The organism is Vibrio sp. 9-16B-A1, assembly GCF_056726165.1.
Map to the genome: position 1 here is coordinate 73658 of NZ_JBSDZD010000007.1, position 24448 is coordinate 98105.

Genomic DNA, 24448 nt, shown 5'->3' on the forward strand with positions numbered 1-24448 from the left:
GGCGCAACGCGGGTGAATGCTGTACGCTGTAATTAGTATAAAAATCGGTGAGAAGCACTATGTCCGGAGTATTAAGCACTGTTGACCAACGAACCAACCTGGTAGGTGAGAACCGCCTTGAGTTGTTATTGTTCCAGCTCAACAGTTCCCAGATTTTTGCAGTGAACGTTTTTAAAGTGAAAGAGGTGCTTAAAGTGCCACCACTGACAAAAATGCCGGGTTCACATCATAATATCACGGGTGTTGCCTCTCTCCGGGGCGAACCGGTACCCATTATCGATCTCAGGGCTGCCATTGGTTTCCGTCCGATGGATATGAATGAAGAAACTAACCTGATCATTACCGAATATAACCGAACTACCCAGGGATTCCTGGTAGGACAGGTACGTCATATCGTGAACACCGCCTGGACTGAGATCCAGCCGCCGCCAAAAACTGCAGGCCGCGCCAACTACCTGACGGCAATCACTCAAATTACCGAGAATGACCAGAAGCGCATCGTGGAAATCATTGATGTGGAAAAAGTGCTGGCAGAAATCGTCGATTACGATACCTCTATTTCAGACGGTATTCTGGATGAGAACCTGGTTGGTGAGATGGTGGGCCGTAAGATCCTGGTGGTGGATGACTCATCGACCGCCCGTTCTCAGGTGGTCGGCACTCTGTCCCAGTTGGGTATTGAGTTTATTGAAGCCAGTGACGGCCTGGAAGCATTAAACATGCTCAAACGCTGGTGTGATGAAGGCAAGGACGTAGCCAAAGAGCTGCTGATGATGATCACCGATGCTGAAATGCCGGAGATGGACGGTTATAAACTGACTCATGAAGTGCGCAGCGACCCGCGAATGAGTGAACTATTTGTAACCTTAAACACCTCGCTCAGTGGCAGCTTTAACGAAGCCATGGTGAAGAAAGTGGGCTGTAACGCGTTTATCTCCAAGTTCCAGCCGGATCTGCTGGTGAAAACCACCCAGGACCGACTGCGGGAAGTGCTTGGTGGTTAATTATCAATGAGTTATTAAGAAATTAAAAAAGGAGCCGTCTGGCTCCTTTTGTGTTTATGGTATGGCTCAGCGTTTTGGCTGGGCATCAATGCATTGGCCGTGTACCACTTTCCCTTCTGGTGCCATCAGGTAAATGTATAGCGGCATGATATCCAGCGGTGTTTTCAGTAGTTCTGCATCTTCAGCAGGGAAGGCCTGGGCGCGCATTTTGGTGCGTGTGCCACCCGGATTAATCGCGTTTACCCGAACCGGTGAGTCTTCGAGCTCGTCTGCCAGCACCTGCATCATGCCTTCAGTGGCAAATTTCGAAATAGCGTAGCTTCCCCAGAACGCGCGGCCAATGTGGCCAACGGTAGAGGAGGTGAACACCAGGCGTGAGTCAGCAGATTTCTTCAGCAGCGGCAGCAGGGCCTGCGTCATCATCATCTGCGCTTTGACGTTGACCTGCATGACCTGATCAAAACTCTCTTCATCAATCTGCTCAAACGGGCTGATCACACCCAGCAGGCCAGCATTGTGCAGCACACCATCAAGGCGGCCAAACTGGCCTTCAATGGTTTCGGCCATATCCAGATAGTTCTGTTTGCTGGCACCCAGCATATCCAGTGGAATAATGGCCGGTTGCGGGCCGCCGGCGGTTTCTATCTCGTCGTAGGTTTGCTCAAGTTTGGAGACTGTTCTGCCCAGCAGAATAACGGTGGCTCCATGTTCTGCGTAGCTGAGCGCGGCCTGTTTACCTATTCCGTCACCCGCTCCGGTAACCAGAATGACTTTGCCTTTGAGACAGTTAGTTGCAAATGAATACTCCACGGCGACCTTTCCTTTGGTTTAATTGATTTTGTAACACGGTTACAATACACCAATTCGTTCTTACGGGGATAAAGCATTGGAATTTTTATTAGATTATGGATTGTTTTTAGCCAAGATCGTCACACTGCTGGCGGCGATTGTGGCACTTATCGTGGTAGCCAAAGCGGTGGGTGGTAAACATGGCGGACCAAAAGGTGAACTGGAAATTACTAACCTGTCGGATAATCACCGTGACCAGGTGGAGCATCTTGAGAATCACATGCTTGAAGAGGTTTACCTGAAAGCACGTCATAAGGCGGACAAGAAGGCCGACAAGGAAAAGCACAAGTCGAAAGAGAAAGAGATCAAGCAGTCTGCCAAAGAGGGCAGGCTGGAAGCGAAGCGCGACCCACACCTGTTTGTGCTTGATTTTCACGGCAGTATTGATGCCAAAGAAGTCACGTCATTACGGGAAGAGATCAGCGCGATTATTTCGGTCGCTCAGGAAGGGGACGAAGTTCTGCTGCGTCTGGAATCCGGCGGTGGCATGGTTCATGGCTACGGTCTGGCGGCTTCTCAGCTTGACCGCCTTAAAGCGGCCGGTATTAAACTGACTGTTGCGGTCGATAAGGTTGCTGCCAGTGGTGGTTACATGATGGCATGTGTGGCAGATAAAATTGTTTCGGCGCCGTTTGCTATCGTAGGCTCGATTGGCGTCATTGCTCAGTTGCCTAACTTCAACAAGCTGCTGAGAAAGCACGATATTGAGTTTGAGCAACTGACCGCTGGTGAGTACAAACGTACCCTGACCATGTTTGGTGAAAACACCGACAAGGCCCGTGACAAGTTTAAGGAAGAGCTGGAAGAGACCCATACCCTGTTTAAAGACTTTATTCGCGAGCGTCGCCCGGCTCTGGAGCTGGACAAGGTGGCTACCGGTGAACACTGGTTTGGCACACAGGCGCGCGACCTTGGCCTGGTGGATGACATCGTGACTTCAGATGACCTGGTGCTTCAGGCGTGTAAAGAGAAGACGGTACTGTCTGTCCATTATGTTCAGAAGAAGAAGCTGGCAGACAAACTGGCCGGGGTGGCCTCGCAGGCGGCAGACCAGTTTGTGATGAAATGGATTACACGCGGCCAGCGTCCGATCGTCTGATCTCACGCGGACTCAGGAGTGGCCGGATGTGAAGAACATCCGGCCATTTTTTGCTTAGAGTCACCGCCAATTTTGGGTATAATGCCGCCCGAAAAAAGTAAGCCCTGGTGCCAGGCACCCAAAACGCTTGCTCATAAATAACTATGGAGAAACTCATGTCCTTTCAACCACCAGTTATTACTGTTGATGGACCAAGCGGTGCCGGTAAAGGCACTTTGTGTATGTTATTGGCGGAAAAATTAGGCTTTCACCTGCTCGATTCGGGCGCGATTTACCGGGTACTGGCGCTGGCGGCGATCCACCACGGTGTGGATACCAGCTCAGAAGATGCCCTGGTTCCTATCGCAACCCATCTGGACGTGCAGTTCATCGCCGAAGGCGACCTGGTGAAAGTGATTCTGGAAGGCGAAGACGTTTCAAAAGAGTTACGTAAGGAAACCACCGGTGAAGCGGCATCTAAAATTGCTGCTCTGCCACGCGTTCGTGAGGCGCTGCTGCGCCGTCAGCGTTCGTTTGCAACTGAACCCGGGCTGGTAGCTGATGGCCGTGACCTGGGCACTGTGGTATTTCCGTCTGCCGTAGCAAAAATCTTTCTTGACGCGAGTGCGGAAGAAAGAGCCAACCGGCGTTATAATCAGTTGCAAGAGAAAGGTCATGATGTTAAATTTGATGACCTTTTGCGCGAGATACAGGATCGTGACTACCGTGACCGTAACCGGCCGGTGGCTCCGTTGCGTCCTGCTGATGATGCGCTAAAGCTTGATTCTACTGAACTTTCTATTGATGAAGTGGTAGAGCAGGCGATGAAATATATCGAATCTAAACTGTCACGCTAACCCGGGGCAGTCGGAGTGTCGGTCGCAAGGATGATGACTGGCAATTTTATCAACCCCACGCGGTAGGATGCCCGTGGACGTTTAATTTATTGAAGATTAAATAATGACTGAATCTTTTGCTCAACTCTTTGAAGAGTTTCTGAACGAGACTGAATTCCAACAAGGTACTATCGTTAAAGGTACTGTAGTTGCTATCGAAAACGGCTTTGTACTGGTTGACGCTGGTCTTAAGTCTGAGTCTGCTATCCCTGCTGAACAGTTCAAGAACGCTGCTGGCGAACTTGAAGTTGAAGTTGGTTCTGAAGTAGACGTAGCTCTTGACGCTGTTGAAGATGGTTTCGGTGAGACTCAACTTTCTCGTGAGAAAGCGAAGCGTCACGAAGCTTGGATCGTTCTTGAAAAAGCATACGAAGAAGCTGAAACTGTTGTTGGTGTTATCAACGGTAAAGTTAAAGGCGGCTTCACTGTAGAACTGAACGGTATCCGTGCATTCCTGCCAGGTTCTCTGGTTGACGTACGTCCTATCCGTGACACTGCTCACCTGGAAAACAAAGAGCTGGAGTTCAAAGTAATCAAGCTGGACCAGAAGCGCAACAACGTTGTTGTTTCTCGTCGTGCTGTTATCGAGTCTGAAAACAGTGTTGAGCGTGATGAGCTGCTGGAAACTCTGCAGGAAGGTACTGAAGTTAAAGGTATCGTTAAGAACCTGACTGACTACGGTGCGTTCGTAGACCTGGGTGGTGTTGACGGTCTTCTGCACATCACTGACATGGCTTGGAAACGCGTTAAGCACCCATCTGAGATCGTGAACGTTGGCGACGAAATCAACGTTAAAGTTCTTAAGTTCGACCGTGAGCGTACCCGCGTATCTCTGGGTCTGAAGCAGCTGGGTGAAGATCCATGGGTAGCAATCGCTAAGCGTTACCCAGAAGGTCACAAGCTGACTGGTCGCGTTACTAACCTGACTGACTACGGCTGCTTCGTTGAAATCGAAGAAGGCGTTGAAGGTCTGGTACACGTTTCTGAAATGGACTGGACTAACAAGAACATCCACCCATCTAAAGTTGTTAATGTTGGCGACGAAGTTGAGGTTATGGTTCTTGAGATCGACGAAGAGCGTCGTCGTATTTCTCTGGGTCTGAAACAGTGTAAAGCTAACCCATGGCAGTCTTTCGCTGAAGCACAAGCTAAAGGCGACAAAGTAACTGGTAAGATCAAGTCTATCACTGACTTCGGTATCTTCATCGGTCTTGAAGGCGGCATCGACGGTCTTGTACACCTGTCTGACATCTCTTGGAACGTACCAGGTGAAGAAGCAGTACGTGAGTACAAGAAAGGCGACGAAATCTCTGCTGTTGTTCTGGCAGTTGACGCTGAGCGTGAGCGTATTTCTCTGGGCGTTAAGCAAATGGAAAGCGACCCGTTCAACAACTACGTTGCTGACAACAAGAAAGGCACTCTGGTTAACGGTACTGTAACTGCAGTAGACGCTAAAGGTGCAACTATCGAGCTGGAAGAAGGCGTAGAAGGTTACATCCGCGCTTCTGAAGTTTCTCGTGACCGCGTAGAAGACGCTTCTCTGATCCTGAGCGTTGGCGACAGCATTGAAGCTAAGTTCACCGGTGTTGACCGTAAGAACCGCGTAATCAACCTGTCTGTTAAAGCTAAAGATGAAGCTGAAGAGCAGGAAGCAATGGCTTCTCTGAACAAGCAAGATGATGCTTCGTTCGGTAACGCTATGGCTGACGCATTCAAAGCTGCTAAAGGCGAGTAATCCTCTGTCTTTACAGAAAAAGGAGCCGTAAGGCTCCTTTTTTTTGTCCGCATTTTCACTCTGCGGGGCATTTCCTTGTTTCTGGGCCTCCATAAGTGTAATTTTTATCCTATAATAGTTAGCAAGTAATTGTTGGAATTGATATTCCTGTCTATAATTGGTGAGAAAACTAGGTAAAGAGAGGAACTATGACTAAGTCTGAACTGATTGAAAGACTCTGTGCGCAACTCACTCATCTTTCAGCAAAAGAAGTGGAAGATGCGGTGAAAGATATCCTTGAGCACATGGCGACGACACTTGAAAGCGGTGACCGCATTGAGATCCGTGGTTTCGGTAGTTTCTCACTGCACTACCGTGAGCCAAGAATGGGCCGTAACCCTAAGACTGGTGAAAAAGTGGAACTGGAAGGTAAATACGTTCCTCATTTTAAACCAGGCAAAGAGTTGCGCGAGCGCGTGAATATTTACGGTTAATCTTCCGTCTGTTGGATTATAAAAAAGCGGCATGCCCAGCGTATGCCGCTTTTTTATGGCCAAAATCTCCTGATTAGCATGGTCTGACAACGCAATTTCCTGCATAATCAGGAGTCGTGAAACTCGTCCTTGGAGTTGTGAGTTATGAAAATTATAAAAATAATCGCAGTGATTGCACTGGTGCTGATCACTCTCGCTCTCGGTGCCCAGAACCAGCAGGTTGTTACCTTTAACTACCTGGTGGCAAAAGGGGACTTCCACCTGTCTATCCTGCTTGGTATCGTGTTTGCCACTGGTGCTGTTCTGTCGGCACTGGCGTTTGGAAGCATTCATCTTAAGTACAAAATGACTATTCGCCGCCTGAACAAGCAGGTGAAGAAACAAGAGCTGGTAACAGCTAGGAAAGAGAGTTAATTCAAAGATAGCGAATGCTGGAACTGCTCTTCCTGCTGCTTCCTGTCGCGGCGGCCTATGGATGGTACATGGGTCACCGCAGTGCAAGCATAGACAAGCAGGTACAATCAAACCAGATTTCCCGTCAATACGTCACGGGTCTGAACCTGCTGCTGTCTGATCAGTCAGACAAGGCAGTCGATCACTTTATCGAACTGCTTCAGGTCGACAATGACACCATTGACACCCACCTTGCCCTCGGTAACCTTTTCCGGTCCCGGGGTGAAGTCGATCGCGCTATCCGCATTCACCAGAACCTGATTTCCCGTTCAGGCCTGACCATAGAGCAAAAAAACATTGCCCTGCAGCAGTTGGCTAAAGACTTCATGGTCTCCGGTCTGCTTGATCGTGCTGAGCGTATCTTTATGCAACTGCTTGATGAGCCGGATCACCGTGAAGCTGCCCTGAGTCAGCTGGTGGTGATTTATCAGCAGACCCGGGAATGGTCTAAAGCGATCGAGTACGCGCTCCCGCTGGCCAAAAATGGCAAGAAACGTATTCGTCGTGATATCGCCCACTACTACTGTGAGCTGGCGATGATCGAGCAGGCTGACGGTAATGTGAAGAAATCGGTTCAGCTTCTCAGAAAAGCGCTGGCGGAAGATCCCAGGTGTGTACGGGCCAGTATCGCTCTCGGCAAGATCCATCTGGCTGACGAGGACTACGCGTCTACTGCCCGTTATATGGAGCAGGTACTGGAACAGGACATCGATTTTGTAGGTCAGGTTTTGCCAACCCTGGCGGACTGTTATTACCATCTTGGCAGGGAAGATGAACTGCTTTCCTTCCTGCAAAAATGCATTCAGAAGAAGGCCGGTGTATCGGCTGAACTGATGCTGGCACAGCTGGTTGCGCAGCATGATGGCGTCCCTGCGGCGCAGTCGCTTTTGACCCGGCAGTTGATCAAGAACCCGACAATGAAAGGCTTCTATCGTCTGATGGATTACCATCTGGCGGAAGCGGAAGAGGGCCGCGCAAAAGAGAGCCTGACCACACTGCAGGCAATGGTAGGTGAACAGCTTAAGACAAAGCCGCACCACCGCTGCCGTAAATGCGGCTTCTCAACGCATTCACTTTATTGGCACTGCCCTTCGTGTAAAGGGTGGGGCACAATTAAACCTATCCGTGGTTTGGATGGGGAATAATTACTTGTACTTACGTTAGGAGAGAACATGAACGACCAGAAAGTCATCGTAGCACTGGATTACGACAACCAGGCTGATGCACTGGCCTTTGTTGACCGCATTGACCCTGCAAGCTGCCGCCTGAAAGTCGGCAAAGAGATGTTTACTTTATTTGGTCCCGAGTTTGTCCGTGAGCTGCATAAGCGCGGATTCAGCGTGTTCTTAGACCTGAAATTCCATGACATTCCTAACACCTGTTCAAAAGCAGTACGCGCTGCCGCTGAGCTGGGCGTATGGATGGTAAACGTTCACGCCAGTGGCGGTGAGCGAATGATGACCGCTTCACGTGAAATCCTGGAGCCATACGGCAGTGACCGCCCGCTTCTGATCGGTGTTACCGTTCTGACCAGTATGGAGCAGTCTGACCTTGCCGGTATCGGTCTGGATATCGCACCACAACAACAGGTGTTGCGTCTGGCAAACCTGACTAAAAACTCAGGCCTTGACGGTGTGGTATGTTCTGCTCAGGAAGCGGGCATGCTGAAAACCGAACTGGGCGAGAGCTTTAAGCTGGTTACTCCAGGTATCCGTCCGGCAGGTGCTGCAGTTGGTGACCAGAAACGCATCATGACCCCGGTAGAAGCAGTTAAAGCGGGCTCTGATTACCTGGTAATTGGCCGCCCTATCACCCAGGCGGTGGACCCGGCTGCAGTGCTGAACGCGATTAATACAACCCTCATCTAAGTTTTTCAGCTCAGTTAATTCTATATAAAGCCCACTCCGGTGGGCTTTGTTGTCAGTCGCATTTTTCTGCAATTCACTTTTATTCCATTTATATGGGTAATTATGCAAGAAGAGATCTGTACTAGCATGCTGGTACAGGCTTTCCTGTTTAGTTTGTGAAATTTTATTGTCCAGAGGAAATATTTATTCATAATTCTGAATGAAAAGTGATTTTATAGAATTTGAATTACCTCGCAGCCTACCTTAACAAAAGTGTAATAAATGAAACCAGGTGGTTAAATATTCTCCATGTCAGATGTCTGTGACCCTGAGCGTTGTGCTCACCAACACAGGCTAACTATGCGCAGCCAAAGGACTGGTTTGCGTTAATGCAACATGGAAAGCCGCAATGATAAAACTATCACCTGTTCCTTTGCTGACCGCTGCTGTAGCGATCGGTATTACTCCTGATATCTACGCTGATGAAAGCAGTGAACCCGTTTCGCCCGTTTTTGGTTCTCTTGGGTTGGCGTATGACACCAATATTTATCATAAAGACGATCACCGCTCGGTACGTTCATTTTCCTGGCATGGAGATCTCGGCTACAAGGTCGAAGAACAACACTCGGTCTACATTCGAAGTGGTGGCTATCGTGCCCTTGAAGACGAAGTAGGTACTTATGCTCTGGATACGGTCGCTGGCTGGAACTATTCAAACTGGTATCAGCTTGAGGGCGGGTCTGCTTTCAGTCTCAATACACAACTGACCATTCCAACATCTGAAACCTCGCGTAAAGATGAGCTGATTACCTCACTGCGGGTTGCCGTTCCGTACAGAATCAAAGCCTGGGATGTGAATTTCACGGTTTCTCCACGACTGAGAAAAAACTTTCACCGCTACAAGACGGCCGGAGGAAAGTCACTGACTGAATGGGTGTACTCGCTGTCGCTTGCCGCCAGTTACCAGTGGAATGATTTCACATTCGGCCTTTCGGCACTTGGGGGTAACTCCATCAGTTATCAGGGGACCCGGCGCAGCTCGTTTAATTATGCAGGCTCAGCCTATGCCAGCTACCGGTTCAACGATAACTGGTCAGCATCACTGAGTAGCTCAACAGCTGGATTTTATTCTGACGCGGAGCGGGGCACCCTCGGGAACATCGATCTTTTCGATCCTGACCTTGCTACCTATACCGCACAGATCACTTTTTCATTTTAGGAAGTACCAAAGCACAACAAGGAATGAGTATGTTTTTGAGAAAAACGACTTTAGCAGTGGCGGTCACGTCGTTGCTGGCAGGTTGTGGAGCTGATGATCAGGCCTACGACTCTGTCTCTAAACCCAAACAGATGATTGCGAAAGCCAGCATTAAAACTGATCAGGTATATCTGTATATGCCTTCTACGGCGCGCGCCCCTAAATATGCAGTGTCGATGGCGCCTTTTTTCCAGGGGCAGGAAAAACTGGTCACACTGTCGTTTGAAGGAGGATTTGAGAACTCAGACGCAGGTGGTTTGAAAGTTACCATGCTAAGTCCCGACGTGATCAGTCAGGATGAAATTGATCAGGAAAAGCTGGCCCGCTGGATCGACGATCCTGACAGCGCGCGACCTGTTCTTACTATTCCGGGTGATTTTGTTGATTATCAGTGTAAGGAAGATTCTTACGGGGACTGTACCAACAAGGAGGAGGAAGTTGACAACAATGAGGTGTCCTGGGAACAACGGAGATATTTTGTTCCTGACTTCGCAGACGTTGAAGTTCATGAGCGCTCATGGAACGACCTGTTCACCTATTCAGATGGCTGTATCGCAAAATCGAGCTCTCCCCGCCTCGCCACAGACCCTGCTACTGGCTGGAAAGGATACGAGGTAACTGGAGATGGCGTGGTTAACTTTGAGCTTGAACAGGAGTTTCAGGTAACCAACAGCTGGCGTTGTATGGTGAACGCACTGGTACAAAGTGACTTTGATATGAGTAAACTGACCTTTACTGTATCCAATTTCTACTCTTTGGTGCCACTTGATCTTGTTCGTTCAAAATCATCCGAATATGAGCCAGTGGTGTACCTGAAAGGTGATGAAGATACTTTCGGTTTCTTTGCGAATGAGCGTGGTCGCCCGGACCCTTCCTATGTGGATGGTCAGTATGATCAGAAGTTTGAGTACCTGCATCGCTTTAACCCTTACAAGAGTGAACTGGTTTACCACTTGTCAGACAGTTTTAATCTGGATGACGACACCCGGTTTTTTAAACAGATCACTCATGACGTGATTAACCGTATTAATCCACAGCTGGCAAAAGTAGGTGTACCTGTCATTCGTCTTGAAGAACCGTCAGGCAAACAGTCAGGTGACCTGCGTTACAATGTTATCAACCTTATTGATGAACCGTTAGAGAACGGCCTGGCCGGTTATGGTCCTTCTGCTGTAAACCCGTTAACCGGTGAGATAGTGCATGCTCATGTCAACCAGTATTCCGGTGTACTGCGTTCTATTTCCTACTGGGTTTGGGACCGTATTGCGCTGGATTACAACAAGCACAGGGTTGATCTTCCTGCGGAGGCAACTGCCAAGGAATCATCCGCTTCTCTGGCTGTGGCTGCACCGGTAGCGTTCAGGAGCAGTCTGGGCGAGGAGATTGATACTTCTAACGTGGATGTTTCTTCTGAAGCAGAATCAATGGATCTGGAGCGTTTAGTCAATACTCCCATGGAATTTGAAAGCTATGAGGATGTGCTGAAGGCCTATACGGAGGAGCTCTCACTACAGGAAGGAAGTGAGCTTACTGTACAAACAATGGCGGCACTCCAGGAGCTTGAGCAAAGATTGTGGCAGGAGAACAATATGTTCCCGGTTACAGCACTGCGCGCGGGTGCCACACTGAAAACCTTGCCTGAGCAAATCGGAGGTATGCAGTTTAACTACCGTGATGCGCAATGGTGGATTGACGGTAAAGTCGACCAGAGAGGCTACCTGAAGAGCTGGGATGACCTTACTGAAGCTCAGCAGGAGAAGCTTGGACTGTTCCTGGCTGGTGTTCACTATGCGAAGACACTGGTCCACGAGTTAGGGCACAACTTTGGCCTTCGTCATAACTTTAAAGGCAGTAATGATGAGCATAACTATTTCCAGGCCTCAGAGTTAGCTGAGCACGGTCTGAAAGTGGTTCCGGGTTATTCATCTATTATGGATTACAACCCTTCTGTCCTGAATGCGCTTCCTGTCTTTGGGCCATACGATCTTGCTGCACTGCGTTTTGGTTATAAGCGGGAGGTTGAGTCCAGTGTCAAAGTCGCTACAGTAGACGGAACTGCAGAATCAAAAGGGGTACAAAACGTTGCTGCTTATGATGTTGAGCTCCGTCAGCAGGTTCTGGACCCATACACCAAACCAAGTGACTTGCTGTATAACGGCGTTGTGAACGCGCTTGAAGAGAAGCTGAAAACAGCTGCGAGTGCAGAACTCAGTGAAACGCTGAGATCATTCCAGTACTGTACCGATGGTAATGTATCGCTGAATGAAGACTGTAATCGTCATGATGAGGGACGAAACCGTGGTGAAATCATGGCATTTAAACAAGAACGCTATGATGACCTGTATTACAGCCGTACTGTCAGGGGCATGTCTGATGACTTTAGCGAGAGCAGCATCGCCGGTTATGTAAATCGCAGGGTGAAGAGCTTTATGGACTGGCGTAACAGCATCCATGACTTTGACCGCTGGAGACAGTATATGTCTCCGGCATTTCAGGATGATGGTTTCCGTATCTTTATTTCGGAGGTAGACCCATACTGTAGTGATGAGAGCAAGAAAGCGGATGACATAATCTATGAGCTGTACTGTGGTTCTCCAAAGGCAGTGGATGCCGCACGGGACAAACTGGTTGATATCATGTTTACACCAGATCATACCTGTGAACTGGTTGATGCGGGTGGCGCGTACAGTTACCAGAAGCTGGCAGCTATTATCGATGAGTTCGATTATCGTGATAACTTCCCGATTGGTCATGTGCCTGAGAGTTGTTTCGATCCGGGCGTTGTAACATCGTTGAAGAAGAATGGACTGACAGTAAATGGTGAAATTGGACGTTACCTGAATAGCGGCCAGGCTCCACGGCCTGCACCGGTTAATAACTACTCCAACTATATTGATTACATGGGGCACTGGGTTGACCGTCTGAGTGCAACGGCAGCATTGGTTGAACGGGTTGGTGACAGACGCTCTACCAGTCGTTCTACTATGGCTCTTTTGGATTTGCCTCAGGTAATTGGAGCTACGCCGTATGACATGAAGAAGATAGTGTTAGATACACTGCTTCTTGGTACTGAAAACTATTACATGTCATTCCGTAAGCAAGATGGCACTTACTATGCTGCGAACGGTAATTATACGATGGTGAGCTGGGAAGATAAGATTGAAAAGATGCCTTACTACGGCAGTTACTCATATCGCCAGTACTTTGGTTTGCCACGTTTTGCCCAGTTATCTGTTAACGAAGCCATCCTGAATACTATGGTGTTGCACAGTGCGGGTCACATGGTAGATCAACGCGATGAGGTGTTTGCACGCACAGTTACGATGCGCAGTGAGAAACCATTTACGAGTGAAGTGAGAACGTTTGTTCGCTCTAATGGCGCGAGTTACTACGCGACTCCGGAAAACACCTACGCATGGAAGATGCTGGGTATTAAGCAGGAGCTGGAAGCGCTACTGAAAGCCGAAGCTGAAGGGGCAGACCTGACAACGGTCGTACTGGAAGAAATCGAACTTGCTGATTACCAGGACGCGGAGAAAAAAGCTGAACTGCTGAAGCGCTATGTATATCAGGCTAAATCTCTGGAGAACATGCCGGTATATAATACGCTGGACAAGCTGCGTCTTGACCTGCTTACTCACTAAACTGCATCAGAGCTAACCTAAACCCGCCATGCACTGGCGGGTTTTTTTATTGGCTGGTGAACTAAATTGCCGGGACTCCACTATGAAACTTAAAATCGTCGTCCGGTGAACTTATTAGCTCTGCCTCTATCAGCCCCAGCTCTTTCACACGCTCACTGATATCTTTTCCGGCAATCTGCTCTGCCAGGGTCAGGTAATCCTGATAGTGACGCGCTTCTGAGCGCAGCAGGGAGATGTAGAACTTAGCGATGTCTTCATCCATGTGTGGCGCCAGGCGCGCGAAGCGTTCGCAGGAGCGGGCCTCGATGTAACCACCGATGATTAGCTTGTCGATAAGCGCTTCAGGCTCATAGGTACGCATGTTGGCGAGCAGGCCTTTTGCATAACGCCCGGCAGGTACGTTTTCGTAGGAAATGCCCCGTTTTGTCATGATCTCCAGCACCTGATAAAAGTGGTGCAGCTCTTCTTTGATCAGCAGAACCATCTTGTCGATCAGCTCCTGGCTGTAAGGCGAGTCACTTTTGGCGACGATGGCTTTGGAGATCTGGCTTTTGCCTTTCAGGGACTGGAGATCGCCGGTATTGCGGTAGGCGAAGTCCTCATAAGGTTTGAACCATTGCAGCAGGTTACCGGCGCTGTCTTTATCTACGGCGTATTTGCGGATCAGATACATGGCGGACTGACCGGCTTTGAGCTCACACAGGAGGTGGTCAATCAGGATAACCGGCAGGTTTTCCGGTTTTTTGGCTTCTTCAATCCAGGCTTCGGGAGTTGGGCAGTGGAGGAACTGGTTAATCGGTTCCAACAGATCCTGGTATGGTGTCAGAGAAATCATAATATGTGTCGTTGAGCATGTGATTATAGTGTTGTGTGCTCATGGTAATAAAAAAGGCCGCCGGAGGCGACCTTAGTGTATGAGGTGAAAGCTCTTACCATTTTTTCTTGTTACCAAACAGCGCTTCCATATCGTCGTTGCGCTCTTTTTCTTCCATTTGCTGCATGGTTTCGGCATCTTTGCTTTGACGTTGTTGCTCAAGATCAGACAGCATTTGACTTAGTTTATCCCGTGCCTGATTGGAGTAGCTGTCGTTTTTACTTGCCAGTGCATCAATACCTTTCTTAAGCAGCTGACGGGCGGTACCGGTCTGGCCACGGATCACTGAATCATTGGCACGCTTGATCACATTCTCGATATTGATCCGGATCTGGATCTGTTCCAGACGGGCATTTTCAGCCACATAGCTTTGAGTATCAAAACGGCCTTTATTGTGCTCACTGCGAATGGTTTCGCGCAGACGCTTAACCAGTTTGAGCATGATGATGGCCTGCTTGTCGCTGCTTGGGTTTTTAAAAGGAGTGGTTTCAGAACCGGAAAAGTTGTTTCGCAGCTGGTCGATTTGGGCTTCCATATTTGTCAGCCGGGACCTGAGTTGCTGATTTTTTGGGTCGAGCTCAGCCATCGATTTAAGCGCATCGAGAATACGGGTGTTCAGGCACAGCAGTAACTCTTTGCTGTACGGAAGGTGATGAGCATTACCGATAAGATCTTCGGTTGCATCAATAATTGCAACGTATCGGCCGGTTTCGTGGCGCTTGGCGGTCTCGACTTTCATACGATATTGGAGCATAACGTTGTAGCCAATGATCAGAGCCAGTAAAACCGCAACCAGGGCGATTATTAAACCAATATTCATAAAGTTACATCTGTAATCCGTTTAAAATGCTAACCTGTGAGGATACACCATTGAAGGCGATACGCCATCACTGATTTCTGAAATTACCATACTAACGCAATAATTGATTTTTTTAATGGAAACACAGCACTGAACTGAAAAAGTGCGCGTTTGGTAACAAAACTCTTCCTAATACTATAGCTGATGCCTATATGAATAGGGGAGCGCAGCGACTTTTTTCTGTCTTTTTTGCAGAACAGGCGTTATAACTATTACTTATATGTCGATAGTGTAAAGGAATACGGAACTTACGATGAAGCTCCAGCAGTTAAAGTATATTGTCGAAGTCGTAAACCATAATCTCAACGTTTCTGCGACAGCAGAGAGTCTGTTTACTTCCCAGCCCGGGATCAGTAAGCAGGTTCGTCTTCTGGAAGACGAGCTTGGAATTCAGATTTTTGAGCGCAGTGGCAAGCATCTGACTCAGGTGACTCAGGCCGGAGAAGAGATTGTTCGCATCTCCCGGGAGATCCTGGCCCGTACGGAGAGTATTAAGGCAGTGGCAGGGGAGCATACTCATCCGGAAATGGGTACCCTGAATATATCTACTACACATACCCAGGCCAGATATGCCCTGCCGGATGTGATCAAAGGGTTTACCGAGCGTTATCCAAAAGTCTCGCTGCACATGCATCAGGGGACGCCGACTCAGATGTCCGAGGCGGTTGCCAAAGGCACGGCTGATTTTGCCATCGCGACTGAAGCACTTCACCTGTATCAGGATGCCATCATGCTGCCCTGCTACCACTGGAATCGTTCGATTGTGGTGCCAAAAGGTCACCCGCTGGCGCAGAAAGAGCGCATCAGCATTCACGACCTGGCAAGTTACCCTCTGGTGACTTATGTGTTTGGCTTTACCGGCCGCTCTGAGCTGGATACTGCGTTTGCTTCCGCCGGGCTCAGCCCGCGGATTGTCTTTACTGCAACCGATGCCGACGTGATTAAGACTTATGTCCGGCTTGGGATCGGTGTTGGCGTTATCGCCAGCATGGCGGTGGATAAAGAGAATGATGCGGATCTGGTGGCGATTGATGCCAGCCATATCTTTGGTGCCAGTACCACCAGTATTGGTTTCAGAAAGGGGACGTTCCTGCGTTCGTACATGTACGATTTTGTTGAGCGTTTCGCGCCGCACCTGACCCGTCCGGTTGTTGAACAGGCGATTTCACTGAAAAATAACGCAGAAATTGAAGAGATGTTTCGCGACATCGACCTGCCGGTTCGGTAATTTATGGTTTTCCCGGCTCTTCAGGGGCCGGGGAGCTCATATAGTGCTTGAATACCCGCCAAATCCTCCTACAATCTCCCCACCTCAGGGGGAGTCATGCAAACAGAATTTCATCACATTAATACGCTGCTGTGCCAGCACCAGTCTTTATGGCGTTTTGAACCGTTTCAGGCGAGCCTGAGTGCGGGATTTCCCTGGAAAGACGCCTGGTCGGGCCTGACTGCCTGGCTTGAACAGCTTAGCCTGGCTCAGATTGAAGAGTATAAGTCCACGCCGGAGCTGCTTACCCGGGAAGCGGTTGAGGCCGAGCCGGTACTGGCTCCTTTACTGAGTGTTTTCACGCCGGAGGCTGATAGCAGCGAGCCGGTTCATTTGCCCAAAGGGGCAGACAGTGGCATCCCTGGCAGAAAACTGAACCAGATCCTGGCGATGGGCTCGGCCTGCGTGGCGCATGACGCCAGTGCTGAATGGCTGGAGTGGTGCAGTGGGAAAGGCTTTTTGGGTCAGATTCTGGCCCGCAGCTCAGAGGTACCGGTTGTCAGTTTTGAGTGGCAGCAGGCTCTGTGTGACAAAGGTCAGGCAGAGGCGGATGTGCAGGGATTGAAGATGCACTTTGTTCAGGGGGATGCGTTATCTCCCGCTGCGGGTGCACGCCTTGAGCCCGAACAGCACGCGGTGGCCCTGCACGCCTGTGGCGATCTGCATACCAATTTACTTCGTTTTGCTGCCAGTGCAGGTACCCGTGCGCTTTCCGTCGCGCCCTGCTGTTATCACCTTACTGCAGATGAGCTTTATCAGCCGATGTCATCAGCCGCAAAGGGGAGTGAACTGAGTCTGACCAGAGCCGAGCTTCGGATCCCGCTTCAGGCGACGGTCACCGGCGGCGAGCGGGTGAAGCGTCACCGTCAGCTTGAGATGCAGTACCGGCTGGGCCTTGATGGTTTTCTGCGTCAGCAGTGCAGTGAGTATCGGAGTGTACCGAGTATTAAAAAGTCGGAACTGGATAAAGGATTTGAATATTTCTGTGGCTGGGCTGCGGAGAAAAAGGGCTTTGAGCTCGTCGGGATGGATTTTGCCTTTTGGCTGGAATACGGCGAAAAGCGCTTTATTGAAATGGAGAGGCTGAGTCTGGCGCAGCAGCTGTTTCAGCGCCCACTGGAATTATGGCTGATACTGGACCGCGCGCTCTTTTTGAGAGAGCAGGGTTATGAGGTCAGTGTGCGTACATTTTGTGACTATTTTGATACGCCTCGCAATTTGCTGATTCAGGCGAAAAAAAAGCCCGCGTAAGTCGCGGGCTCTGACAATCTGAACGGATCAGTTGAACATGGCGATTGCAGTTTCCGGCTCAACATACTCCAGACCAAAGGCTTCAGCGACTTCTTTACAGGTCACCTTGCCGTGGATCACGTTCAGTCCTTCAAGGAAGCCGTTATCTTCCAGCAGCGCTTCACGGTAGCCCTTGTTCGCCAGTTTAATAATGTATGGCAGGGTTGCGTTGTTCAGCGCAAAGGTGGAAGTGCGGGCAACTGCGCCCGGCATATTGGCCACACAGTAATGAACTACGTCATCGACAATATAAGTTGGCTCGGCGTGTGTAGTCGCGTGAGAGGTCTCAAAGCAGCCACCCTGATCGATAGCCACGTCAACCACCGCGGCGCCAGGTTTCATACGTTTAATGTGCTCTTTGGTCACCAGTTTTGGTGCTGCGGCGCCAGGAATGAGTACTGCGCCAATCACCAGGTCGGCTTCCAGTATATGTCTTTCCAGTGCATCAGCGGTGGAGTAGACGACTTTGGCCCGGCCCTGGAACTCTTCATCAAGTTCACGTAAAGTGTTGATATTGCGATCAAGAATGGTTACGTCTGCCCGCAGGCCTACTGCCATACGCGCGGCATTGGAGCCTACCACGCCGCCGCCAATGACGACCACTTTAGCTGGCTCTACGCCAGGAACGCCACCGAGCAAGAGGCCGCGTCCACCATGGGATTTTTCAAGAGTTTGGGCACCAGCCTGAATCGACATTCGGCCTGCAACTTCAGACATTGGTGCTAAAAGTGGCAGATGACCCTTATTATCTGTTACAGTCTCATAGGCAATACAGACGGCTTTGCTCTTGATCAGCTCATCTGTTTGTGGAAAATCTGGTGCAAGGTGCAGATATGTGAACAATATTTGCCCTTCACGGAGCATGGCACGCTCGACAGTCTGAGGTTCTTTTACCTTGACAATCATTTCTGCTTGGGCGAAAACGTCAGCAGCAGTGGGAAGAATGGATGCGCCTGCGGCAATGTAGTCTTCGTCGCTAAAACCTATGCCTGAACCGGCCTGGGTCTCGACAATGACCTGGTGACCATGTGAGATAAGTTCTCTCACGTTGGATGGGATCATACCCACGCGGTATTCGTGGTTTTTGATTTCCTTAGGGACGCCAATTATCATCCTGACTCCTCGTGTTATTTTGGTTGTATTATCTATGTGTAGGGTAATTCTCTCGAATTAACAACCAGTATAGAGGGGTGAGTGAAGATTTTGATACTGAATATTAAGAAAATGTAGTATATATGTTTGCAAGGAAGTAATAAGGTGGAATAAAACATGGTGGATAACTATAAAAAACCGTCCAAGGAACTAGATCGAATTGATCGCAATATTCTTAACGAGCTGCAAAAAGACGGTCGTATTTCGAACGTAGAGCTCTCAAAACGTGTAGGCCTCTCTCCAACGCCGTGTCTGGAGCGTGTACGTCGTCTGGAGCGTCAGGGTTACATTACCGGCTATACCGCGTTGCTTAATCCACAGTATCTGGATGCATCGCTGCTGGTCTTTGTTGAAATCACGCTTAATCGTGGTGCGCCGGATGTGTTTGAACAGTTTAACCATGCTGTTCAGAAGCTGGACGATATTCAGGAGTGTCATCTGGTTTCCGGTGATTTCGACTACCTGTTGAAGACCCGCGTATCGGACATGAGTGCGTACCGTAAACTGCTGGGTGATACGCTGCTGCGTCTTCCTGGGGTTAATGACACCCGTACTTACGTGGTGATGGAAGAAGTTAAGCAAACCAACCAACTGGTTATCAAAACGCGTTAATCTTGAGCAACGAGTCCCGCATACGGGATAATTCTCAGGATTTCTGTTTTAGATAGCGTTACACTCAACTATCGGGCGGCTTTGGCCGCTCGATACGTTTCGGGCTCCGGCTGTAATCCGGATAAGTCCCATCTGCATAAGTATCTGGAATAAAACTGACATTCCCCGGTAACAGATTCGGTTACACTGTCAGCAGATGCCCGTAAATGCTTTCATACGCAACAGTACAGAGAAATGATGTTCAAGCAGAACAAACAACAGGTTGAGACCATAATCAAGACTCATGAAGAGGAAGCACCTGCGCGTCTTAACGGCTTTCAGCGCCTGAGAGACTGCTGTTTTATAGTAGGGTTCCTGATTAGCATACTGATCACCGTCGCACTGCTTTCTTTTGATCCGGCCGATCCGTCCTGGTCCCAGACCGCCTGGGGGACAGAAGTGAACAACCTTGGTGGTTATTTTGGTGCCAGGGTGGCTGACAGCCTGTTTTTTGTGTTTGGCGTTATCGCTTATGTTGTGCCGGTTGCCCTTGTTACTGCCAACTGGGTACTGTTTCGTAAACGCGGCCAGTATGAAAGGGTGGACTACATGTTGTGGGGCACCCGTTTGCTGGGCTTTTTCGTGCTGCTGCTCAGCAGCTGTGGCCTGGCCGATATTAACTTCGATGATATATGGTATTTCTCTTCCGGTGGCGTGATCGGCGATGTGCTGACCAGCCTTTCCCTGCCAACGTTTAATCTGCTTGGTACCACCCTGGTGCTGCTTTTCCTGTGGGGAGCAGGTTTTACCCTGCTGACAGGTATCTCTTGGCTGGCGATTGTTGAGTGGCTGGGAGAAAGTGCCCTGAAAGGTTCTGCGTGGGCGGCGAATAAGATCCGCGGTAATGGGAAAGAGCAACTGGAACCTCAGCTTGGGCCTGAGCCTATGCTGCAGGCAGAAGATATGCCGGTCGCTGTGGCAGATGCGATATCAGACGAGCCGGTATTGCAGGCAGAAACACAGGCAGAGCCATCCCACTACAATATTCACTTCCCGGCTGGCAGTGAACCTGCGCCTGAAGCGGAACCGGCACCATCATTGGTTGCAGAGACGGAAGCGGTTCAGGAGCCGGAGTATATTGCACCGGTGTGGAATGAAGAGCCACAACCAGAGCGCACCCGCCAGCTTGGTGCGACAATAGAAGAGCTGACAGAAGCCGCGCAACAGGCAGACGATTACGCTGAGCAGGTGCCGGTGACAGCCTCTTTTGATGTGGAAATCGACGAAGCTGATAAGGCCGCCCCTCACATTGACATGGCCGCGGTAGATGCAGAGCTTGAGCCGGAAGAGCCGGCATTTGCAGCGCCTCCAGTGGTTGAAACAACGGAACAGGTGCCAGAGCAGGTCACGATGGCCGAACCTGAAAGTCAGCCTGAGCCAATACAACCGGAAGAGGCTCGTGAAGAGCAGCCTGCGACACCTCAGCAGGAGGCAGAAGCGGATTCGCAGGAAGACCCGGATGTGGCCGCATTTCAGGAGATTGTTTCTCAGGCGCAGAAAAACGCCGCCGCCAGTCAGAACCCGTTCCTGGTACAGAGCGAACCTAATTTGCCTAAGCCAACCAGCCCTATGCCGACGCTGGAGCTGCTGTATCACCCTGAAAAGCGTGAGAACCTGATTGACCGCCAGGCTCTGGAAGAGATCGCCCGGCTGGTGGAATCCAAGCTGGCGGATTATAAGATCAAAGCCCAAGTGGTAGATATCTTCCCTGGGCCGGTGATCACCCGTTTCGAGCTCGACCTTGCACCAGGCGTAAAAGTCAGCCGTATTTCCGGCCTCTCCATGGACCTGGCCCGTTCGCTCTCTGCGATGGCGGTGCGCGTGGTTGAAGTGATCCCAGGTAAGCCTTATGTAGGGCTTGAGTTGCCGAATATGAGTCGTCAGACGGTATTTTTGTCTGACGTGGTCAGCAGCCCTCAGTTCATAGAGGCGAAATCGCCGACGACGGTGGTGCTTGGTCAGGACATTGCCGGAGAAGCCGTGGTGGCCGATTTGGCCAAGATGCCACACGTGCTGGTAGCCGGTACCACAGGTTCGGGTAAATCGGTCGGGGTGAACGTAATGATCCTCAGTATGCTGTATAAATCCACGCCGGAAGACGTGCGATTTATCATGATCGACCCGAAAATGCTCGAACTGTCGGTGTATGAAGGCATTCCTCACCTGTTGTCTGAAGTTGTGACCGATATGAAAGACGCCTCCAACGCACTGCGCTGGTGTGTGGGTGAGATGGAACGACGCTATAAACTGATGTCTGCTCTGGGCGTGCGTAATATCAAAGGCTACAACGAGAAGCTTAAGATGGCCGCAGACGCAGGTCATCCTATTCACGATCCGTTATGGCAGCCAGGCGACAGTATGGATGAGACGGCACCGCTGCTGGAAAAACTGCCGTACATTGTGGTGATCGTCGATGAGTTTGCCGATCTTATGATGGTGGTGGGTAAAAAAGTTGAAGAGCTGATCGCCCGACTTGCCCAGAAAGCGCGTGCCGCCGGTATTCACCTTATCCTGGCGACCCAGCGTCCGTCAGTAGACGTTATTACCGGTCTAATCAAAGCGAACATCCCGACCCGGGTGGCATTTACCGTATCGACCAAGACGGACTCGCGTACCATCCTGGACCAGGGCGGCGCAGAATCGCTGCTGGGTATGGGTGATATGCTCTACCTGCCACCGGGCTCAAGCCATACTACCCGCGTTCACGGCGCGTTTGCTTCAGATGATGATGTGCATGCTGTTGTGAATGACTGGAAAGCGCGTGGCAAGCCGGTATATATCGATGAGATCACCAACGGCGACCAGGGGCCAGAGGCTCTGCTGCCAGGCGAGAGTGCCGAAGGAGACGAGGATGTGGATCCCCTGTTTGATCAGGTGGTCGCACACGTTGTAGAAAGCCGCCGTGGCTCAGTATCAGGCGTGCAGCGCAGATTTAAAATAGGTTACAACCGGGCTGCGAGGATTGTTGAGCAACTGGAAGCGCAGGGTATTGTCAGTGCGCCGGGCCACAACGGCAACCGCGAAGTACTCGCTCCGCCTCCGGTTAAAGAGTAACCGGATAAGAACAGCGTTTGGATAACAAGGCCATTTTGGTTGTCCAAACTGAAAAACTGAATATCGAGAGAACAGATGAAATATTGGATTACCGCACTGGCTCTGGTGAGCAGCACTGTATGGGCCGGCGCAAAAGAAGAGCTGAATCAGCGTTTGTCACTGAACGCCGGTTTCAGCGCCGAATTTGCCCAGACCGTTACCTCTCCTGAAGGTGACGTGATCCAGCAGGCGAATGGCAAAGTAGAGATCTCGCGCCCGAACCGTTTTCGCTGGCAGACCGTAATGCCGGAAGAGACGCTGCTGGTATCTGATGGCCAGTCGCTGTGGTACTACGACCCGTTTATCGAGCAGGTCAGTATTTATGATCAGGCAGCGGCTACCGAGCAAACGCCGTTTGTACTGTTGACCCGCAACAAAGCAAGTGACTGGGAGCACTACAATGTGGCTCAGGAAAAAGACTCCTTTACCCTGACTCCGGTCAGCCAGTCTGCTACTCAGGGTACGTTCAAAGTCGATATCGACGCCAAAGGCGTGGTGAAAGGCTTTGCGGTGATCGAACAGGATGGTCAGGCGAGCCGCTTCGTGTTCAGCGATCTGGAAGCGGGTAAACCAGCAGACAAGCGGTTCACCTTTGTGGTTCCGGCCGGGACTGAAGTGAACGACGAGCGCAACCAGGACTGATTCCGTGAGCAACTATACCCTCGACTTCGCGTCAGACGAAGATTTCCGTCCTCTTGCGGCCAGAATGCGGCCGCAGACGGTTCAGCAGTATATCGGTCAGCAGCATATTCTGGGCGAGGGTAAGCCCCTGCGCCGCGCTCTGGAAGCCGGTCAGATCCATTCGATGATCCTGTGGGGGCCACCGGGTACGGGCAAAACCACACTTGCGGAAGTCGCAGCTAACTACGCGAATGCGGAAGTTGAGCGGGTATCGGCCGTCACATCCGGGGTGAAAGATATCCGCGCGGCTATCGATAAAGCGCGCGAGAATAAGCTGGCGGGTCGCCGGACCATATTGTTTGTTGATGAGGTACATCGCTTCAACAAAAGCCAGCAGGATGCTTTTCTGCCACACATTGAAGATGGCACAGTGACGTTTATCGGTGCGACTACCGAAAACCCGTCATTCGAACTCAACAACGCGCTGCTTTCCCGGGCACGGGTGTACAAGCTGACCTCGCTTAATCAGCAGGACATTATGACGGTGCTCACTCAGGCGCTGGAAGACAGCGAGCGGGGGCTGGGTAACCAGAGTGCTCATTTCGAAGAAGGGGTGCTGGAGCGGCTGTCTGAGCTGGTCAATGGCGATGCACGCATGTCACTCAACTACCTGGAGCTGCTGTTTGATATGGCGCAGGAGAGTGATGAGGGGGAAAAACAGATTTCCCTGGCGCTGCTTGCCGAAGTAGCGGGCGAGAAAGTCAGCCGTTTCGATAAAAAAGGCGATATTTGGTATGACCTGATTTCCGCGGTGCACAAATCTATCCGCGGCTCAGATCCGGATGCGGCGCTCTACTGGGCGGCGAGGATGATCGCAGCAGGCTGTGACCCGCTCTATATTGCCCGCCGTCTGTTGGCTATCGCTTCAGAAGATGTCGGCAATGCGGACCCCAGAGCGATGCAGGTAGCGCTGTCTGCCTGGGACTGCTTTACCCGGGTTGGCCCGGCAGAAGGTGAACGCGCTATTGCCCAGGCGATTGTCTATCTTGCCTGCGCGCCAAAGAGCAATGCCGTGTACACCGCCTGGAAGCAGGCGCTCTCTGATGCGCACAATCACCCGGAATACGAAGTACCGGTACACCTGCGTAACGCGCCGACTTCGCTGATGAAAGATCTCGGTTACGGTCAGGAGTACCGTTACGCCCACGATGAACCAGGCGCGTATGCGGCGGGAGAGGTCTATTTCCCTCCCGAAATGGCACAAACCCGTTACTATTTTCCAACAAACCGCGGTTTGGAGACCAAAATTGGCGAGAAGTTAGATTATCTGGCCAATTTGAACGCAAAAAGCCCCCGAAAGCGCTATGAAAACTAGTGCTTTTTGGATAACCTTACTTGGTAACA

20 protein-coding genes are annotated in these 24448 nt (G+C 50.5%); 16 read left to right on the forward strand and 4 right to left on the reverse strand.

What is annotated here, in order from left to right; genetic code table 11:
- Positions 1–59 precede the first annotated feature (59 nt).
- Positions 60–1004: a chemotaxis protein CheV gene (locus ACVB80_RS12855; RefSeq protein ID WP_481081686.1), complete on the forward strand. Its 945-nt coding sequence runs from the start codon at positions 60–62 to the stop codon at positions 1002–1004.
- A 66-nt stretch (positions 1005–1070) separates the two neighbouring features.
- Here ACVB80_RS12855 and ACVB80_RS12860 read toward each other — a convergent pair whose 3' ends face one another.
- Positions 1071–1814 carry a YciK family oxidoreductase gene (locus ACVB80_RS12860; protein WP_481081687.1) on the reverse strand — a complete coding sequence of 248 codons (744 nt, stop codon included), beginning with the start codon at positions 1812–1814 and terminating at the stop codon, positions 1071–1073.
- 76 nt (positions 1815–1890) lie between these two features.
- On the opposite strand from ACVB80_RS12860, the gene sohB reads away from it, so the two are divergent.
- The 9 genes from sohB (at position 1891) to ACVB80_RS12905 (ending at position 13237) form a co-directional block, all read left to right on the forward strand.
- Positions 1891–2952, forward strand: coding sequence for a protease SohB (sohB, locus tag ACVB80_RS12865; RefSeq protein ID WP_481081688.1), 1062 nt, complete (start codon positions 1891–1893; stop codon positions 2950–2952).
- Between the two features lie 155 nt (positions 2953–3107).
- On the forward strand, positions 3108–3788 hold the full coding sequence (cmk, locus tag ACVB80_RS12870; protein ID WP_481081689.1) for a (d)CMP kinase: 681 nt from the start codon (positions 3108–3110) through the stop codon (positions 3786–3788).
- 103 nt (positions 3789–3891) lie between these two features.
- Complete coding sequence (rpsA, locus tag ACVB80_RS12875) at positions 3892–5562, forward strand: 30S ribosomal protein S1 (RefSeq protein ID WP_481081690.1); 1671 nt, start codon at positions 3892–3894, stop codon at positions 5560–5562.
- Positions 5563–5750: 188 nt separating this feature from the next.
- On the forward strand, positions 5751–6035 hold the full coding sequence (gene ihfB, locus ACVB80_RS12880) for an integration host factor subunit beta (protein ID WP_481081691.1): 285 nt from the start codon (positions 5751–5753) through the stop codon (positions 6033–6035).
- A 144-nt stretch (positions 6036–6179) separates the two neighbouring features.
- Positions 6180–6449: a LapA family protein gene (locus ACVB80_RS12885; protein ID WP_481081692.1), complete on the forward strand. Its 270-nt coding sequence runs from the start codon at positions 6180–6182 to the stop codon at positions 6447–6449.
- A gap of 14 nt (positions 6450–6463) precedes the next feature.
- A complete protein-coding gene (gene lapB, locus ACVB80_RS12890) occupies positions 6464–7633 on the forward strand; it encodes a lipopolysaccharide assembly protein LapB (RefSeq protein ID WP_481081693.1) in 1170 nt (389 codons plus the stop codon).
- Positions 7634–7660: 27 nt separating this feature from the next.
- A complete protein-coding gene (gene pyrF, locus ACVB80_RS12895) occupies positions 7661–8356 on the forward strand; it encodes an orotidine-5'-phosphate decarboxylase (protein ID WP_481081694.1) in 696 nt (231 codons plus the stop codon).
- 388 nt (positions 8357–8744) lie between these two features.
- Positions 8745–9554 (forward strand): hypothetical protein, encoded by an 810-nt coding sequence (locus ACVB80_RS12900; RefSeq protein ID WP_481081695.1) that lies wholly within the window; start codon positions 8745–8747, stop codon positions 9552–9554.
- Between the two features lie 29 nt (positions 9555–9583).
- Positions 9584–13237 (forward strand): zinc-dependent metalloprotease, encoded by a 3654-nt coding sequence (locus ACVB80_RS12905; protein ID WP_481081696.1) that lies wholly within the window; start codon positions 9584–9586, stop codon positions 13235–13237.
- 61 nt (positions 13238–13298) lie between these two features.
- Here the strand turns inward: ACVB80_RS12905 and miaE are convergent, their stop codons facing one another.
- Together miaE and ACVB80_RS12915 are read right to left on the reverse strand one after the other, a co-directional pair.
- Complete coding sequence (gene miaE / locus ACVB80_RS12910) at positions 13299–14072, reverse strand: tRNA isopentenyl-2-thiomethyl-A-37 hydroxylase MiaE (RefSeq protein WP_481081697.1); 774 nt, start codon at positions 14070–14072, stop codon at positions 13299–13301.
- A 94-nt stretch (positions 14073–14166) separates the two neighbouring features.
- Complete coding sequence (locus ACVB80_RS12915) at positions 14167–14931, reverse strand: DNA repair protein (RefSeq protein ID WP_481081698.1); 765 nt, start codon at positions 14929–14931, stop codon at positions 14167–14169.
- 292 nt (positions 14932–15223) lie between these two features.
- Between ACVB80_RS12915 and cysB the strand changes: the two genes are divergently transcribed.
- Together cysB and ACVB80_RS12925 are read left to right on the forward strand one after the other, a co-directional pair.
- Positions 15224–16198, forward strand: a complete 975-nt coding sequence (gene cysB / locus ACVB80_RS12920) for an HTH-type transcriptional regulator CysB (protein ID WP_481081699.1) — start codon at positions 15224–15226, stop codon at positions 16196–16198.
- 96 nt (positions 16199–16294) lie between these two features.
- Positions 16295–17488, forward strand: coding sequence for a methyltransferase (locus ACVB80_RS12925; RefSeq protein ID WP_481081700.1), 1194 nt, complete (start codon positions 16295–16297; stop codon positions 17486–17488).
- A gap of 27 nt (positions 17489–17515) precedes the next feature.
- Here the strand turns inward: ACVB80_RS12925 and ald are convergent, their stop codons facing one another.
- Positions 17516–18640: an alanine dehydrogenase gene (gene ald, locus ACVB80_RS12930; RefSeq protein WP_481081701.1), complete on the reverse strand. Its 1125-nt coding sequence runs from the start codon at positions 18638–18640 to the stop codon at positions 17516–17518.
- Between the two features lie 156 nt (positions 18641–18796).
- On the opposite strand from ald, the gene lrp reads away from it, so the two are divergent.
- The 4 genes from lrp to ACVB80_RS12950 all read left to right on the forward strand — a co-directional run bounded on the left by lrp (position 18797) and on the right by ACVB80_RS12950 (position 24419).
- Positions 18797–19291: a leucine-responsive transcriptional regulator Lrp gene (gene lrp / locus ACVB80_RS12935; RefSeq protein ID WP_004406045.1), complete on the forward strand. Its 495-nt coding sequence runs from the start codon at positions 18797–18799 to the stop codon at positions 19289–19291.
- Positions 19292–19528: 237 nt separating this feature from the next.
- Positions 19529–22384: a DNA translocase FtsK 4TM domain-containing protein gene (locus ACVB80_RS12940; protein ID WP_481081702.1), complete on the forward strand. Its 2856-nt coding sequence runs from the start codon at positions 19529–19531 to the stop codon at positions 22382–22384.
- Between the two features lie 75 nt (positions 22385–22459).
- Positions 22460–23065 carry an outer membrane lipoprotein periplasmic chaperone LolA gene (lolA, locus tag ACVB80_RS12945; protein WP_481081703.1) on the forward strand — a complete coding sequence of 202 codons (606 nt, stop codon included), beginning with the start codon at positions 22460–22462 and terminating at the stop codon, positions 23063–23065.
- 4 nt (positions 23066–23069) lie between these two features.
- On the forward strand, positions 23070–24419 hold the full coding sequence (locus tag ACVB80_RS12950) for a replication-associated recombination protein A (protein WP_481081704.1): 1350 nt from the start codon (positions 23070–23072) through the stop codon (positions 24417–24419).
- Positions 24420–24448 lie beyond the last annotated feature (29 nt).

Bases quoted from the DNA above. Each gene is read 5' to 3' on its own strand.
- ACVB80_RS12855 (WP_481081686.1), top strand. From the start codon at position 60: ATGTCCGGAGTATTAAGCACTGTTGACCAACGAACCAACCTGGTAGGT.
- cmk (WP_481081689.1), top strand. From the start codon at position 3,108: ATGTCCTTTCAACCACCAGTTATTACTGTTGATGGACCAAGCGGTGCC.
- rpsA (WP_481081690.1), top strand. From the start codon at position 3,892: ATGACTGAATCTTTTGCTCAACTCTTTGAAGAGTTTCTGAACGAGACT.
- ihfB (WP_481081691.1), top strand. From the start codon at position 5,751: ATGACTAAGTCTGAACTGATTGAAAGACTCTGTGCGCAACTCACTCAT.
- ACVB80_RS12885 (WP_481081692.1), top strand. From the start codon at position 6,180: ATGAAAATTATAAAAATAATCGCAGTGATTGCACTGGTGCTGATCACT.
- lapB (WP_481081693.1), top strand. From the start codon at position 6,464: ATGCTGGAACTGCTCTTCCTGCTGCTTCCTGTCGCGGCGGCCTATGGA.
- pyrF (WP_481081694.1), top strand. From the start codon at position 7,661: ATGAACGACCAGAAAGTCATCGTAGCACTGGATTACGACAACCAGGCT.
- ACVB80_RS12900 (WP_481081695.1), top strand. From the start codon at position 8,745: ATGATAAAACTATCACCTGTTCCTTTGCTGACCGCTGCTGTAGCGATC.
- ACVB80_RS12905 (WP_481081696.1), top strand. From the start codon at position 9,584: ATGTTTTTGAGAAAAACGACTTTAGCAGTGGCGGTCACGTCGTTGCTG.
- miaE (WP_481081697.1), bottom strand. From the start codon at position 14,072: ATGATTTCTCTGACACCATACCAGGATCTGTTGGAACCGATTAACCAG.
- ACVB80_RS12915 (WP_481081698.1), bottom strand. From the start codon at position 14,931: ATGAATATTGGTTTAATAATCGCCCTGGTTGCGGTTTTACTGGCTCTG.
- cysB (WP_481081699.1), top strand. From the start codon at position 15,224: ATGAAGCTCCAGCAGTTAAAGTATATTGTCGAAGTCGTAAACCATAAT.
- ACVB80_RS12925 (WP_481081700.1), top strand. From the start codon at position 16,295: ATGCAAACAGAATTTCATCACATTAATACGCTGCTGTGCCAGCACCAG.
- ald (WP_481081701.1), bottom strand. From the start codon at position 18,640: ATGATAATTGGCGTCCCTAAGGAAATCAAAAACCACGAATACCGCGTG.
- lrp (WP_004406045.1), top strand. From the start codon at position 18,797: ATGGTGGATAACTATAAAAAACCGTCCAAGGAACTAGATCGAATTGAT.
- ACVB80_RS12940 (WP_481081702.1), top strand. From the start codon at position 19,529: ATGTTCAAGCAGAACAAACAACAGGTTGAGACCATAATCAAGACTCAT.
- lolA (WP_481081703.1), top strand. From the start codon at position 22,460: ATGAAATATTGGATTACCGCACTGGCTCTGGTGAGCAGCACTGTATGG.